The sequence below is a fragment of the Burkholderia sp. HI4860 genome (assembly GCF_002223045.2).
In the GTDB taxonomy this organism is placed as follows: Bacteria; Pseudomonadota; Gammaproteobacteria; order Burkholderiales; family Burkholderiaceae; genus Burkholderia.
In genome coordinates, this window is record NZ_NKFO02000001.1 from 204409 (window position 1) to 217995 (window position 13587).

Sequence of the window (13587 nt, forward strand, 5' to 3'; positions counted from 1 at the left end):
CTCCGAGGCAACGCATCGTGGACCTTCAAACCCTCAACACCCCGGCCGCCCTGATCGACGTCGGCCGCATGCAACACAACATCGGCCGCATGCAGGCCCATCTGGACGCACTCGGCGTCAGGTTCCGGCCGCACGTCAAGACCACCAAATGCACACAGGTCGTCGATGCCCAGATCGCGGCCGGCGCGCAGGGCATCACGGTGTCGACACTCAAGGAAGCCGAACAGTTTTTCGCGCACGGGATCCGGGACATCGTCTACGCCGTCGGCATGGTGCCCGCGAAACTGGGCCAGGCGCTCGCGCTGCGCCGGCAGGGTTGCGACCTGAAGCTCGTCGCCGACAGCCTGCCGGCCGCGCACGCGATCGCCGAATTCGGGCGGGCACACGACGAGCGCTTCGACGTGTGGATCGAGGTCGACGTCGACGGCCACCGCTCCGGGATTCCGCCCGACGCCGACCTGCTGATCGACGTGGGCCGCGCGCTGGTCGACGGCGGGATGGTGCTCGGCGGGGTGCTCGCGCACGCGGGCTCCAGCTACGAATACAACACGCCCGACGCACTGGCGGCGATCGCCGAGCAGGAACGCAGCCGCACCGTGCAAGCCGCGGAGCGCCTTCGGGCTGCCGGGCTGCCTTGCCCGGTCGTGAGCATCGGCTCGACCCCCACCGCCCTCGCGGCGGAACATCTCGAAGGCGTCACCGAAGTGCGCGCCGGCGTGTACGTGATGTTCGACCTCGTGATGCACAACATCGGCGTGTGCGACCTGTCCGACATCGCGCTGTCGGTGCTGACCACCGTCATCGGGCACCAGGAAGAAAAAGGCTGGGCGATCGTCGACGCCGGCTGGATGGCGATGAGCCGCGACCGCGGCACGCAGCGTCAGGCGCACGACTTCGGCTACGGGCAGGTTTGCACCGAACAAGGCGACGTGCTCGGCGACTACGTGATGAGCGCCGCCAACCAGGAGCACGGAATCGTGTCGCGGGCAGGCACGCCCGACGCTGGCATCGCGCAACGGTTTCCGATCGGCACCCGCCTGCGCATCCTGCCGAATCACGCGTGCGCCACCGGGGCGCAACATCCCGAGTATCAGGCGATCGGCGCTACAGGCGGCGCGCAGACGTGGCCACGCTTCTACGGGTGGTGAGCACAACCGCGCACCCGCGACGCCCCTTCGACGAATTGACTATTTGTCCAAATCTGGACAAACTTTAAACCAACCCGATTTGCCTGGCGCCGAGAGCGCTTGCCCGAACATGCCGACCGACGCCCGACTCCTGCTTCTCGACCGCGACACCGTCGCGCCCGCCCTTCAGGCCGCGCAAGTGACGGCGGCCGTTCGCGAAGCCTTCGTGCTGCACAGTCAGCGTGCCGGGCGCGTGTTCCCGGTGGTGCGCGAGAAGCTGCACACCGGCGGCGTGTTCGGCATCAAGTCCGGCGACGTCGCGAATCAGGACCTGCTCGGTTTCAAGGCGGCCGGATTCTGGCCCGGCAACCGCGGGCTCGGCGGCGAACCGCATCAGGCCACCGTCGCGCTGTTCGACCCGGCCACCGGCCGACCGCTATGCATCATGGACGGCAATGCGATCACCACCGCGCGAACCGGCGCCGCCGGCGGCCTCGGTTTGCAACTGCTCGCGCGACGCGACAGCACGCGAATCTGCGTGTTCGGCACCGGCGTGCAGGCGCGCGTCCAGCTCGACTATGCACTCGGGCTGCTGCCGCAACGGTGCACCGTGCAGTACGTGAGCGCCAGCGGCGAGCCCGACCCGGTGTTCGAATCGGCCTTCCGCGAACGATGCACGATCGGCGTGGCGCGCGACCTGAACGACGCGGTGGCCAACAGCGACGTGGTGATCACGGCAACGCCCGGCGGCGGCCCGCTGTTCGATGCGGATGCGGTGCAGCCGGGCACCCACCTGACCTGCGTGGGCGCCGACACCGCCGGCAAGCGCGAGTTGCCGGCTGGCGTGCTGGAACGCGCGCGGATTGTCGTGGACGATCACGACCAGGCGCGCAGCATCGGCGAGTGCCAGTGGGCGCCGGATTTGCCACGCACGGAAATCGGTGACATCCTCGCGGGAACCGCGACGGTCGACCGCGCGCCGCACGAGATCACCGTCTTCGACATGACCGGGCTCGCGCTGCAGGACCTGACCGTCGCACGCTTCCTGTATCGGCAGGCCCTCGAAAACGGCACCGGAATCGCCATTCCGTGGCCCTGGTAAACAAAACGCCCCGTCAACCTCCATGCGTCTCACCCAAGTTTCCGCGCTCTCGTTCGACCTGGACGACACCCTGTGGCCGTTCGGGCCGTCCGTCGTACGGGCCGAAGGGGAGCTTCGCACGTGGCTGATCGAGCACGCGCCCGGTACCGAACGCGTGCTGCCCACGCAGCAGGCGCTCAGCGACTTGCGTGAGGAATACGAACGATTGTGCCCCGACCTCGCCGGCGACTTCCGCGCGATGAGAATCGGCTCGATCCGGCTTGCGCTGGAGCGCGCGAACGAAGATGTCGCGCTCACCGACCGTGCGTACGCGGCCTTCTATGCCGCACGCAACCGGGTCGAATTCTATGAGGACGCGTTGCCGGCGCTTGCGTGGTTGAGTGCGCGGTTTCCGTTGATCGCGGTGACCAACGGCAACGCGGATCTCCAGCTGACCGGCGGCGGCGAATTCTTTCGTGCGACGCTCAGCGCGCAGGCGTTCGGCGTCGCGAAGCCGGAGCCCGGGATCTTCCATGCGGCAGCGGAAGCACTCGATGTGCGGTCGGCGGAACTGCTGCATGTCGGCGACGATTACCACCTCGATATCGTCGGCGCATTGAATGCGGGGCTTCAGGCGGCGTGGGTGGTGCGCGATACGCACCGGGAAGCGGAGCGCGTGCAGCAGCAGGCCGCGACGCCGCACGTCACGCTCAGCGACCTGTCGATGCTGTGTCGCATGCTGGGTGGGCCTGACGACGTGGTGTGAGCACCTGCGTGCGCCGCGTTCGCGACGCACGCTTCCCCCTCCTGAAACGCGGCAAGACCGGCGCTCGCCGAACGCACCAACGTAGCGGTCGACCATGCCGATCCAACGCATGACCGGCCGCTGCCCGTTCACGCCGCCTTGCGCGCGTCCGCGATCCGCTGCGGTGCCTTCGGCCGCGCATACAGCCGTTCGAGATACGCCCTCAACTGCGGAAACGATTCGATCAGGTTGCACTCGCCGGCCCAGTCGATCAGGTAAGCCGTCACGCAATCGGCCACCGTCAGCGTGTCGCCGACGATGAATTCGCGCCCTTCGAGATGCTTGTCGAGGATCGCCGCCATCGTCCTGAAATCCTCGCGCGCCAGCTCGATATCGGCCGGCGAACGCTTCTCCGGCGGATAGATGAACGAGTGCCGCGTGATCCGCCACAGTGGCTGCTCGAGCTCCGTCACCGCGAACATGACCCACCGGTAAGCCTCGGCCCGCAGCGCCGGATCGACCGGCAGCAGCGCCTTCTCCGGGTACTTGTCCGCGAGATACAGCACGATCGCGGCCGATTCGGGAATCACGAGGTCGCCGTCCACCAGCACGGGCACCTTGCCGGCCGGATTGAGGCGCAGGAATTCGGGCCGCTTGTGCTCGCCCCGGAGCAGGTTCACCGAGATGAACTCGAAATCGGCATCCAGCTCCTTCAGCCCCCACAGCGCGCGTTGCGAGCGGGTGCCGGCAAATCCGTAAAGCTTCATCGCCAGTCTCCATCCAGAATGTCGGGAAAACGTCCCCCTGCCGGCCACGGCGCATCGCCGATACACGGCGCCGGGCCTCGCGCGTCGTTCACGCGCCGGGAATCGGCAGTATCGGCATCACGTCGATCGCCACGCCCGGGAACAGCGTGAAATGCGGATGACCTTCGAACAGCGCGGCCGCGGCTTCATGCGAGGCCGCCCGTACGACGGTGAAGCCGCTCATCGCGTTCGCCGTGTCCGTGACGCCGGCGGCATCGATGGTTTTCGTCTTGCCCAGCGGGCCGCCCATCTCGACGATCGCGTCGCGATGCCGGTCGACCCACGCATGCCATGCGGCGATGCCGTCACGCTCGCGCGTGCGTCGCGCCTCGTCCGGCAGCGCCATCCACGCCTTCATCGCCGGACTATCCTTGGTCCCGAGCAATACCGCGAGATACAACTGCTGTTGCGCACTCATGCTGTCCCCTTCGGTGACGGACGCGACGGGCTGCCGCGCCTCGACCTTGACACGATAGGTTGATATCAACACAATTGCAACATGGCACGAAAAGAACCGCTCCCTTTCGAAACGACGCTGATGGTGCGCGATTGCTGCCTGTGCCTGCACATGCAGCGCGCGGCGCGCAATCTTGCGCGGATCTTCGACGATGTGCTGCGCCCGCTGGATCTCACCAACGGCCAGTTTTCGCTGCTGATGTCGCTGAACCGGCCGCAGCCGGCGTCGATGAAATCGGTCGCGTCGCTGCTCGCGATGGACCGCACCACGCTCACGGCCGCGCTCAAGCCGCTCGAGCGGCGCGGCCTGGTCACGATCATCCAGGATCCGGACGACCGGCGCAGCCGCCTGCTCGAACTGACGCCGGCCGGCCACGACCTGCTGGCCGCGGCGTTTCCGCTGTGGCAGCAGACGCATGCCGAGATCGAGCGGCCGTTCGCGCCGGGGGAAGTCGATCAGTTGCGCGGCCAGTTGCGCGCGCTGTCGGTCGATCCGGCCGCGCGCGATTGAACTGACCGAACCGGCGCGCGGATCGCCGCGGCCACGCGGCTTACTTGCGGCCCTTCTTCGGCAACAGCAGTTGCGCGAATTCCTGCAGGAAGGCCACGGGCCCATGCGCATGCAGCGCCTGCCCGCTGCTCAGCGCGCCGTCGATCACGGTCGCGAGCCGCAGCGCGAAGGTTTCCGGCTCGTCGACACCGATCGCCTCCGCCAGCTCGGCCAGCCGGCGCCGCAATTCCTGCTTGTGCGCGACGGCCACCTTGCGGGCCGGATGGTTGCCGTCCGCGTATTCGGCGGCGATGTTGATCTGCGGACAGCCGCGATAGCCGGGGCGCGCGATGCGCTCGCCGATCCATTGCAGCTGCGCATCCAGTTCCTCGCGCGGCGTGCGCCGGTACTGCGCGGCCACCGCATCCCAATGCGCCCAGAAATCGGCGTCCTCGCGCAGCAGGAACGCTTCGATCAGGTCGTCCTTCGTCGCGAAGTGACGATAGAGGCTCGTCTTCGCGACGCCCGCCTGCGCGACGATCAGGTCCACGCCGACCGCGCGCGTACCCTCCCGGTAGAACAGCTCGCTCGCCGTCTGCAGAATGCGTTCGCGCGTATCGGGCGCGCTCCCTGGTGTGCCTGTTTCCTTTTTCATCCCGACCCGGCCTGGCTGGCCGCCCACTCCCGCAACAGTGAACCGATCATAGCACCGCGTGCTTGACGACGCTACAGGTCTGTACTATAAAACAGACCGTTCTGTAGCGGAGTAGATCATGGATGATCGAATGACGGTTGCAGTCTATGGCGCCACAGGTCATACCGGGCGGTTCGTCGTCGCGGAGCTGGCCCGGCGCGGCCTGCGCGCGATCCGCATCGGGCGCGATGCCGCGCGGCTCGCGGAACACGGCGGCGATACGGCGCTCGCGCTCGCACGCGTCGCCGCGATCGACGATCCGGCCGCGCTCGACGCCGCGTTGCACGGCGCGGCAGCGGTGATCAACTGCGCGGGCCCGTACCTCGATACCGCGCTGCCGCTGGCCGATGCCGCGCTGCGGGCCGGCATCCCCTATCTCGACCTGACTGCCGAGCAACCGTCGGTGCTGGCGCTGGCCGAACACCGCGATGCGCGGGCGCGCGCCGCGGGCGTGACGCTCGTGCCGGCCGCGGCGTTCTACGGCGGCCTGGCCGACCTGCTCGTCACGGCCGTCGTGGACCCGCACCAACCGATCGAACGCGTCGATGTCGCGACCGGCCTCGACCGCTGGCACCCGACGCGCGGCACGCGCGTGACGGGCGAGCGCAATCGCGCGGTGCGGCTCGTGCAGAAGGACGGGAAGCCGACGCCGGTGCCGTCGACCGCACGCGAACGCGCATGGCCGTTCCCGCCGCCGATCGGCCGCGTCGACGTGACGCTGCTGCCGTTTTCGGAAGTGATGACACTGTCGCGTCACCTGCGCATCGATACGATCGAATCGTGGCTCGCCACCGTCGCGCTGCGCGACGTGCGCGATGCCGCCACGCCGCCGCCCGAGCCGACCGACGCGCTGGGCCGCTCGGCGCAGCAGTTCGCGATGGACGCGATCGTCGTGCAGGGCGGCACGACGCACCGCGCGACGGCGTCCGGGCAGGACATCTACGCAGTCAGCGCACCGATCATCGTCGAGGCAGCCGTGCGGCTGATCGCGGGCGACACCGTGGTGTCGGGCGGCGTGCGCAGTCTCGGCGAGCTGTTCGACGCACGTGATTTCCTCGCGGCGCTCGATACGGTGGCAGTATCGTTCGGCACGACAACCGATCCGGTTTTCAACCAGGGGACGCAAGCATGAGCAGCAATGAGAAGGGTGCATATTTCCGTTCGCTTCACCGTGCGGGCCAGCCGCTGGCGCTGTTCAACGTATGGGACGCCGGCAGCGCGCGCACGGCGGCCGACGCGGGCGCCGTCGCGCTGGCGACCGGCAGCTGGTCGGTCGCGGCGGCCAACGGTTTCGGCGACGGCGAGCAGATGCCGCGCGCGCTGATGATGGACGTGCTCGAGCGAATCACGCGCGCGACCGACCTGCCCGTCACCGTCGATCTCGAAAGCGGGTACGGCGAGCGGCCGGAAGATGTCGCCGAGACGATCGCGCTCAGCATCAAGGCCGGCGCGATCGGCTGCAACCTCGAGGACAGCTTCCCGGCGACGGGCGAATTGCGTGACGTCGACGCAGCGGCGGCTCGTCTCGCGGCAGCCCGCCAGGCCGCGGATCGCGCGGGCGCCGACTACTTCATCAACGCGCGATCCGACGTGTTCTTCAAGGCGCCGGCCGAGACGCACGACGAGCGCCTGCTCGACGCCACGCTGGCCCGGGCGCGTGCTTATGCCGCAGCCGGTGCCGATGGGCTGTTCGTGCCGGGGCTGCGCTCACCGGCGCTCATTCGCGCACTGACGGCCGCATCGCCGCTGCCGGTGAACGTGATGCGCGTCACGGAGACGCCGACACTCGCCGAATTCGCGGAATACGGCGTGGCCCGCATCAGCCACGGGCCGTATCCGTACCTGCAGGCGATGAAGGCGCTGGCGGAGATGGTCAGGCAAGGCAGCTGACCGCTTCGCGCGCATCGGACGATTACATCGCATGTAATTGGCGCGCGACACGGCCGCTCCTACGCTTCGGGTGTCGCGCCGCCAATCCGGCGGCGCTCATCCCCGGAGACATCATGTCCGCCTATCCGCTTCACACCATCGACTCGGCACCGGCCGCCTCAAAACCCGTCCTCCAGCAGCTCCAGCACACCTTCGGCATCGTCCCGAACATCGCGGCGGCCATGGCCGCGTCGCCGGTGCTGATCAACGGCTTCATCGGCCTGTTCGAGCGCGTGCACGCGAGCAGCCTCACCGAGCCGCAGATCCAGACGCTCCTGCTCACCAACGCGGTCACGAACGCGAGCGAATGGCCGGTCGCGTTCCACACCGCGCTTGCGCTGAAACAGGGTGTGACCCACGCCGACGTCGATGCGATCCGCCATGGCGCGCTGCCCGCCGATGCGACACTGGCCGCACTGTCGGCCACCGCACGCAAGCTGATCGAGACCCGCGGCCGCCTGTCCGATGCCGACCGGCAGGCGTTCCTCGATGCCGGCTTCAGCGACGAACAGTTGCTGGAAGTGATCGCGGTGGTCGCCGCATCGACGATCACGAACTACGTCGGCAGCGTGACGCAGCCCGCGCTCGAAGCGCCGTTCGACGCATTCGCGTGGCATGCGAACGCCGCGTGAGTCCGATATAGTCGATCGCGTCGCTCACGGAACGCCCAGGGAGGCGCGATGAACGCCAGCCGCCGCGAACTGCACGCGCCGCCGCACGAACTCGGCCAGTTGCTGCGCTACTGGCGCGACGTGCGCGGCGTGAGCCAGCTCGACCTGTCGCTCGACGCGGGGATCTCGCAGCGCCAGATCAGCTTCATCGAAAGCGGGCGCAGCGTGCCGGGCCGCGACACGCTGCTGACGCTCGCGCAAACGCTCGACGTGCCGCTGCGCGAGCGCAACGCGCTGCTGCTCGCGGCCGGGTATGCACCGGTGTATTCGGAAGCGCCGTGGGATGCGCAGGAGATGCAGGGTGTGATCGGCGCGCTCGAACGGGTCGTGCGCCAGCACGATCCGTTTCCGGCGATCGTGATGGATCGCCACTGGAACGTGCTGATGACCAACGACGCGGCGCCGCGCTTCTTCAACTGCTTCATCGACATGGCCGCGCGCGACGGCCCGCGCAACCTGCTGCGCCTGATGTTCGATCCGCACGGCATGCGGCCGTTCCTGGCCGACTGGGAGACGGTGTCGCGCAGCCTGCTGCAACGCGTGCAGCGCGAAGCGGTCGGCCGCGTGATCGACGACGACACACGGCGGCTGCTCGAGGACCTGCTCGCCAGCCCCGATGCGCCGCGCGACTGGAAGACGCCGCCGGCGCCCGCCGCCGCGCCGTCGCTGCCGGTCATCCCGATCGGCTTCGTGCACGAAGGCGTCGTGCTGCGTTACTTCTCGCTGGTCACGACGGTGGGGACACCGCAGAGCGCCGCCGCACAGGAGCTGCGCATGGAGTGCATGTTCCCCGCCGACGACGCGACCGAAGCGCGCCACCGGCAGTTGCTCGACACGCACGCACCGGTGCGCTGAGCGGCGGGCCGGGCGGCCCGCCGGTACAACGTCATTCCGCCAGCGCGGGCCCCACGCCGACACGTTTCGGCACGCCGGTCACGATCGTTGCGACCGCAACGGCCAGCACGACGGCTGCCGCGACGAACACGCCGGCCGCCCCGTTCGCGTCGAACACGACGCCGCCCGCTGCCGCGCCGGTCGCGATCGCAAGCTGGATCGCCGCGACGATCAGCCCGCCCGCGCTCTCGGCTTCATCGGGCACGGTGCGCGTGACCCACGTCGACCACGCGACGGGCACGCCGCCGAACGCCATCCCCCACAACGCGACGAGCACCGCGTCGATCATCGGCGCACGGCCGAGCGCGACGAGCGCGACGCCGAGCACGACCATCAGCGCGGGCATCCCGATCAGCATCGGCCGCAACCGGTGTTCGAGCACGCGGCCCGCGAGCGACGTGCCGACGAAGTTCGCGATGCCGTAGCCGAGCAGGATCGCCGACAGCCCGTTGACGCCGACACCCGCGACCTGCTCGAGGAACGGCCGCAGGTACGTGAAGAACGCGAAGTGCCCGGTGAACACGAGGATCGTCGCGAACATGCCGAGGCCGACGGTCGGCCGGCGCAGCACGTCGATCAGCGTGCGCAGCCGCGTCGTACCGCTCGGCGGCATCGACGGCAGCGTGAGGATCTGCGACACGAACGCAATGCCGCCGAGCGCGGCCGCGATCAGGAACACGTTGCGCCAGCCGATCAGGTGGCCGAAGTAACTGCCCATCGGCGCGGACGCGATCGTCGCGACCGCCACGCCGCTGAAGATGATCGACAGCGCACGCGGCACCATCGCCGTCGGCACGAGCCGCATCGCGGTAGCGGTGGCCATCGTCCAGAAGCCGCCGAGCGCAATGCCGAGCACGACGCGGCCGACCAGCAGCATTGCCAGGTTCGGCGCGAACGCGACCGCCAGGTTCGACGCGACGAGCAGCACCGAGAACACGAGCAGCACGCGCCGCCGGTCGATCGTGCGCGTGAGCGCCGAGATCAGCAGGCTCGTGACCAGCGCGACCGCCGCGGTGGCCGTGACGGCCTGACCGGCCACGCCTTCGGTCACGCCGAGGCTGTCGGCCATCGGCGTCAGCAGGCTGGCCGGCAGGAATTCGGCCGTGACGAGCCCGAACACGCCGAGCGTCATCGCGAATACCGCGCCCCAGGCCGGTTCGCGGGGGGCCGCCGTCGAGGCGGCCGTGGAGGTTCCGGGATTCATGCGTGGTTCCGTGTCGGTTAGGGAAAGTACTGATGAGGGCGTATCGTAAGGAACCACGTCAGGACGGTCTATGACATACAATCCGTTCTTGTTGATCGATCGTCCGTATCTCGCTATGTCCGAGTCCCTTCTCCCCCCTATTCCCGATGTGCACGACCTCGTCAGCGAGCTGCTGCTGGGGATGCGCCTGAGCGGCGTCCAGTACCGCCGCATCCAGGTCGCGCGGCCGTTCGGGCTGAACTTCGGCCACGTGACGGGCCGCGCGCAGTTCCATTTCGTCGGGCGCGGGCCCGTGCTGCTGCGCGACGCGTCGGGCGCCACGATGCGGCTCGAAGCCGGCGACGCAATCCTGCTGCCGCACGGCGGCATGCACGCGCTGGTGTCGGACCCGGATGCACCGTGTCGCGAGATCAACGGCTTCGAGGTCGCGAAGATCTGCGACACGGTCGCGTCGGTGGCATCGGCCGGCGTGTCGCCCACCGGCTGCGCGACGACCGAGCCGGGCGCCGGCGATGCGCTGATCTTCAGCGCGTGCATGGAGCTCGATCTCGGCGGCATGCAGCCGCTGGTCGGCACGATGCCGGAGTTCATGCACGTCGGCACGCTGCTTGCGCGCTACCCGGAAATCCGCCCGATGCTCGATGCGATGGAGCGCGAAGCGTGCTCGGCGCGCGCGGGCTTCGCGGGCATCCTCGCGCGGCTCGCGGATGTGGTCGCGGCGTTCATCGTGCGCGGCTGGGTCGAATGCGGATGCGGTGATGCGACGGGCTGGGTGCAGGCGCTGCGCGAACCGAAGCTCGGCCGCGCGATCGTCGCGCTGCATCGCGATCCGGGCCGCAACTGGAGCGTGGCGGAACTCGCGACCGAAGCGGGCGTGTCGCGTTCGGTGTTCGCCGAACGCTTTCTCGCGGCCACCGGGATGACGCCGGTGCGCTACCTGACCGAGCTGCGGATGCGGCTCGCCGCGCAATGGATCACGCGCGACCACGAGACGATCGAGGCCGTCGCGTACCGGCTCGGCTACGGCTCGCTCGCCGCGTTCAGCCGCGCGTTCAAGCGCGTGGTGGGCAAGCCGCCGGGCGCCGTGCGCGCGGACGGCGAGGTGCGGGTCGAGGCCTAATGCGTGACGGGGCGCGCGTCACGCTTCACGCGTGATGCCGGCCGCGGCCGCCAGGCGTCGCTCCCATCGCTTTCACACGTGACAGCAGCGTCGTTCAGTCGCTGCGCGCTTCCAGCCTGTCGACCAACGCCGTCGCGCACTGCACGGCAAGCGCCGCGCATTGCTCCACATCGACGACCGCGCCGCTCGCCACGGTGCCTTGCACGATCCGGCCCAGCAATTCCTTCGAGAGATCGGCGATCTCGTGATCCCGTTCCGTCATGATGTCCCTCCTGCGCATCGACCGATCGCATCGGTGCGTTCACCTTCCCTGCCCGTTCAACGCCCGTTCGCCCGCACGACGATCTGCGCCTGCGTGTCGCGTTCGATGCGTTCGAGCGACGCGCGCAGCGCCGTGAATTCGTCCGCCGTACACACCTGACGGCCGAAATCCGCGGTCATGCGCCGCGTGACCTGCACGACGCGCGCGGCCGCGTCGAATACGTAATGCGACGTGAAGTCGACGAAGCGGTCGTGCACGGCCGTATCGGCCGGCAGGTCGGTCACCGCGACGTCGGCCGGCAGCGCGATCTGGCCGGTCTCGTCGAACGTGCCGCCGATGCAGCCCCACGGCTGCGTGCGCACGGGCTCGGCGAGCCAGTTCTCGACCTGCGTCGCGATGCCGCCCGTCAGGCTCGACAGCGCGGGCAACGCGGTCGTGCCGTCAGGCCACACGAAATGATCGAGCGTGCCCGACATCGTCACGTCGAATGGCCCGTCGGTCACGCGCCGGTCGCTGGTCGACAGCTGCGCGCGGCCGCGCAGGCCGCTTTGCCGCAGCCGGTTGTTCGCGAGCTGGGCGACGGAGTCGGGCGTCGCGCGGCGAAACAGGTTGCGTTCGAGTTCGGCCGTCCAGCCGTCGTCCTCGACGAACGCATGAAAACGCGCGGCGCCCGGCCCCGCGGCGTCGATCTCGACCCGCGCGATGCGGCCGCGCGGCTGCGTGGCCGGCGTACGCGACAGCACGCCCGAATCGACCAGCAGCGCGGGACGGTCCATCACGATCGGCGGCAGATAACCGAATGCGATGCCGGCCGTCGTCGTGTCCGCGTAGCGCGCGAGATCGGGCAGCCACGTGATCGCGTGATTGATCGCCCCGCCGCCGTAGCCGGGCACCGACGGCAGCGTGTAGACGGACCCGAGATTGAGCAGCACCGGCTCGCTGCGGATGCCGACCGCCGCGAGCAGCGCGCCGAACAGCGCGACATGATCCTTGCAGTCGCCGTAGCGGTTGCGCAGGATGTCGGTCACGCGATGCGGCGCGGCGGCCGTTTCGCCGAGAAACAGCCCGACGTAGCGGATGTTCGCCTGCACCCAGTCGTACAGGATGCGCGCCTGGTCGTGCGGATCGGCGACACCCGCGGTGAGCGTGCGCGCCAGCTGCGCGACGGCCGGATCGTCCGCGCCCGGATCGACGGCCGCGTTGCGGTAGCGCGCGGCGAACGCCGCGTAGTCGGGCAGCGTCGACACGACGAGCCGGTCACCGTAGGTCGCGTAGCCGACCGCGCCGCTTTCGATGCGGTCGTACGGGCCGTGCCGGTAGTCGAATTCGTAGCGCGTGCGGCCGTTCGCGGTGACCGGCGGCAGCGCGACGTAGCCGCGCGCATCCGCATACAGCGGCATGTCGGCCGGCACGTCGAAGATCAGCCGCTGGCGGTCGACCGGCTCGCGCGACGGCTCCACGGTATAGCCGAAGTAGCCGCGGTTGACCGGCTTCGTGCGGGTCTTGCGGAACGCCACGCGCGTGCTCGATCCGGCTTCGACGCCGGGAAACACGACGGTGCGCAGCAGCCCGTCCTGGAACGTCGGCGCGCCGGCCGAGCGCGGTTCCTGCACGTCGCGGATGCCGTCCGCGCCGACCGGGTGCGCGACGCCGTCGCGGCCGATCGTCTCGGCCGCGAGCAGGTCCACCTTCTCGAGATTCTTGTCGAACCACACGTAGCGCTGCGCGATGGCATCGATGCCGTTCGCGTCGTTCGCGCGCAGCGTCGAATCGTCGTGCTCGTCGAGCGAGCCGTCGTGCTGGATCACGAATTCGTGGACATCGCTGACGATCGTGACGGGCGCGCCGCCGGCCGTGTCGGCGGCCACGTCCGCGCGCTGTGCGGCGCCAGGCGATCCGGCATGCGCGTCCGGCAGGCCGAGCGCGAGCGCGATCGCGCCGGCAAGCGTCCAGGCGAACACTCGGGGATAAAAGGGCACCACATCGCACCTCGTCGCGCCATGCGCGTGAAAACGCGGCCGCGCAACCCGGACCGGCGCGGCACGCTCACGTGCCGGCCAGTTTGTGCGCCCCGCGCGCGAGCGTCAAGCGGCGTACGAGGCGGCAAC

The 13587-nt window shown here is 69.3% G+C and carries 15 protein-coding genes; 9 read left to right on the top strand and 6 right to left on the bottom strand.

The genetic code is table 11. The features are described from left to right. The first annotated feature begins 17 nt into the window (after window positions 1-17). The 3 genes from CFB34_RS00955 (at window position 18) to CFB34_RS00965 (ending at window position 2974) form a co-directional block, all read left to right on the top strand. The gene (locus CFB34_RS00955; RefSeq protein WP_089443223.1) at window positions 18-1148 is read left to right on the top strand and encodes a DSD1 family PLP-dependent enzyme; all 1131 of its coding nucleotides are present in this window, start codon (window positions 18-20) and stop codon (window positions 1146-1148) included. Window positions 1149-1257: 109 nt separating this feature from the next. Continuing rightward, on the top strand, window positions 1258-2229 hold the full coding sequence (locus CFB34_RS00960; RefSeq protein WP_089443224.1) for an ornithine cyclodeaminase family protein: 972 nt from the start codon (window positions 1258-1260) through the stop codon (window positions 2227-2229). A 22-nt stretch (window positions 2230-2251) separates the two neighbouring features. Continuing rightward, on the top strand, window positions 2252-2974 hold the full coding sequence (locus CFB34_RS00965; protein WP_089443225.1) for an HAD-IA family hydrolase: 723 nt from the start codon (window positions 2252-2254) through the stop codon (window positions 2972-2974). Window positions 2975-3102: 128 nt separating this feature from the next. Here the strand turns inward: CFB34_RS00965 and CFB34_RS00970 are convergent, their stop codons facing one another. Both CFB34_RS00970 and CFB34_RS00975 read right to left on the bottom strand, forming a co-directional pair. Beyond that, the gene (locus CFB34_RS00970; protein WP_089443226.1) at window positions 3103-3720 is read right to left on the bottom strand and encodes a glutathione S-transferase family protein; all 618 of its coding nucleotides are present in this window, start codon (window positions 3718-3720) and stop codon (window positions 3103-3105) included. An 88-nt stretch (window positions 3721-3808) separates the two neighbouring features. Next, complete coding sequence (locus CFB34_RS00975) at window positions 3809-4177, bottom strand: hypothetical protein (protein ID WP_089443227.1); 369 nt, start codon at window positions 4175-4177, stop codon at window positions 3809-3811. Window positions 4178-4258: 81 nt separating this feature from the next. Between CFB34_RS00975 and CFB34_RS00980 the strand changes: the two genes are divergently transcribed. Then, entirely contained in the window at window positions 4259-4726 is a 468-nt protein-coding gene (locus tag CFB34_RS00980; RefSeq protein WP_089443228.1) for a MarR family transcriptional regulator, read from the top strand. 40 nt (window positions 4727-4766) lie between these two features. Here the strand turns inward: CFB34_RS00980 and CFB34_RS00985 are convergent, their stop codons facing one another. Further along, complete coding sequence (locus CFB34_RS00985) at window positions 4767-5360, bottom strand: TetR/AcrR family transcriptional regulator (protein ID WP_089443229.1); 594 nt, start codon at window positions 5358-5360, stop codon at window positions 4767-4769. Window positions 5361-5478: 118 nt separating this feature from the next. Here CFB34_RS00985 and CFB34_RS00990 point away from each other — a divergent pair, with 118 nt between their 5' ends. From CFB34_RS00990 to CFB34_RS01005, 4 genes are all read left to right on the top strand, one after another. Then, a complete protein-coding gene (locus CFB34_RS00990) occupies window positions 5479-6531 on the top strand; it encodes a saccharopine dehydrogenase NADP-binding domain-containing protein (RefSeq protein ID WP_089443230.1) in 1053 nt (350 codons plus the stop codon). Continuing rightward, window positions 6528-7289 carry an isocitrate lyase/phosphoenolpyruvate mutase family protein gene (locus CFB34_RS00995; RefSeq protein ID WP_089443231.1) on the top strand — a complete coding sequence of 254 codons (762 nt, stop codon included), beginning with the start codon at window positions 6528-6530 and terminating at the stop codon, window positions 7287-7289. Before CFB34_RS00990 ends, CFB34_RS00995 begins: the two co-directional genes overlap by 4 nt. Before the next feature lie 113 nt (window positions 7290-7402). Beyond that, window positions 7403-7960, top strand: coding sequence for a carboxymuconolactone decarboxylase (locus CFB34_RS01000; RefSeq protein WP_089443232.1), 558 nt, complete (start codon window positions 7403-7405; stop codon window positions 7958-7960). A gap of 48 nt (window positions 7961-8008) precedes the next feature. After that, window positions 8009-8854: a helix-turn-helix transcriptional regulator gene (locus CFB34_RS01005; protein ID WP_089443233.1), complete on the top strand. Its 846-nt coding sequence runs from the start codon at window positions 8009-8011 to the stop codon at window positions 8852-8854. A 31-nt stretch (window positions 8855-8885) separates the two neighbouring features. Here the strand turns inward: CFB34_RS01005 and CFB34_RS01010 are convergent, their stop codons facing one another. Beyond that, window positions 8886-10097 (bottom strand): MFS transporter, encoded by a 1212-nt coding sequence (locus CFB34_RS01010; RefSeq protein WP_089443234.1) that lies wholly within the window; start codon window positions 10095-10097, stop codon window positions 8886-8888. Window positions 10098-10167: 70 nt separating this feature from the next. Here CFB34_RS01010 and CFB34_RS01015 point away from each other — a divergent pair, with 70 nt between their 5' ends. After that, window positions 10168-11217, top strand: a complete 1050-nt coding sequence (locus CFB34_RS01015) for an AraC family transcriptional regulator (protein WP_089443235.1) — start codon at window positions 10168-10170, stop codon at window positions 11215-11217. Between the two features lie 94 nt (window positions 11218-11311). Here the strand turns inward: CFB34_RS01015 and CFB34_RS01020 are convergent, their stop codons facing one another. Together CFB34_RS01020 and CFB34_RS01025 are read right to left on the bottom strand one after the other, a co-directional pair. Further along, entirely contained in the window at window positions 11312-11479 is a 168-nt protein-coding gene (locus CFB34_RS01020) for a hypothetical protein (protein ID WP_179243703.1), read from the bottom strand. Window positions 11480-11535: 56 nt separating this feature from the next. Further along, entirely contained in the window at window positions 11536-13458 is a 1923-nt protein-coding gene (locus tag CFB34_RS01025) for a DUF3857 domain-containing protein (RefSeq protein WP_242808532.1), read from the bottom strand. Between the last annotated feature and the right edge of the window lie 129 nt (window positions 13459-13587).

Bases quoted from the DNA above. Each gene is read 5' to 3' on its own strand.
- CFB34_RS00960 (WP_089443224.1), top strand. From the start codon at position 1,258: ATGCCGACCGACGCCCGACTCCTGCTTCTCGACCGCGACACCGTCGCG.
- CFB34_RS00965 (WP_089443225.1), top strand. From the start codon at position 2,252: ATGCGTCTCACCCAAGTTTCCGCGCTCTCGTTCGACCTGGACGACACC.
- CFB34_RS00970 (WP_089443226.1), bottom strand. From the start codon at position 3,720: ATGAAGCTTTACGGATTTGCCGGCACCCGCTCGCAACGCGCGCTGTGG.
- CFB34_RS00975 (WP_089443227.1), bottom strand. From the start codon at position 4,177: ATGAGTGCGCAACAGCAGTTGTATCTCGCGGTATTGCTCGGGACCAAG.
- CFB34_RS00980 (WP_089443228.1), top strand. From the start codon at position 4,259: ATGGCACGAAAAGAACCGCTCCCTTTCGAAACGACGCTGATGGTGCGC.
- CFB34_RS00985 (WP_089443229.1), bottom strand. From the start codon at position 5,360: ATGAAAAAGGAAACAGGCACACCAGGGAGCGCGCCCGATACGCGCGAA.
- CFB34_RS00990 (WP_089443230.1), top strand. From the start codon at position 5,479: ATGGATGATCGAATGACGGTTGCAGTCTATGGCGCCACAGGTCATACC.
- CFB34_RS00995 (WP_089443231.1), top strand. From the start codon at position 6,528: ATGAGCAGCAATGAGAAGGGTGCATATTTCCGTTCGCTTCACCGTGCG.
- CFB34_RS01000 (WP_089443232.1), top strand. From the start codon at position 7,403: ATGTCCGCCTATCCGCTTCACACCATCGACTCGGCACCGGCCGCCTCA.
- CFB34_RS01005 (WP_089443233.1), top strand. From the start codon at position 8,009: ATGAACGCCAGCCGCCGCGAACTGCACGCGCCGCCGCACGAACTCGGC.
- CFB34_RS01010 (WP_089443234.1), bottom strand. From the start codon at position 10,097: ATGAATCCCGGAACCTCCACGGCCGCCTCGACGGCGGCCCCCCGCGAA.
- CFB34_RS01015 (WP_089443235.1), top strand. From the start codon at position 10,168: ATGACATACAATCCGTTCTTGTTGATCGATCGTCCGTATCTCGCTATG.
- CFB34_RS01020 (WP_179243703.1), bottom strand. From the start codon at position 11,479: ATGACGGAACGGGATCACGAGATCGCCGATCTCTCGAAGGAATTGCTG.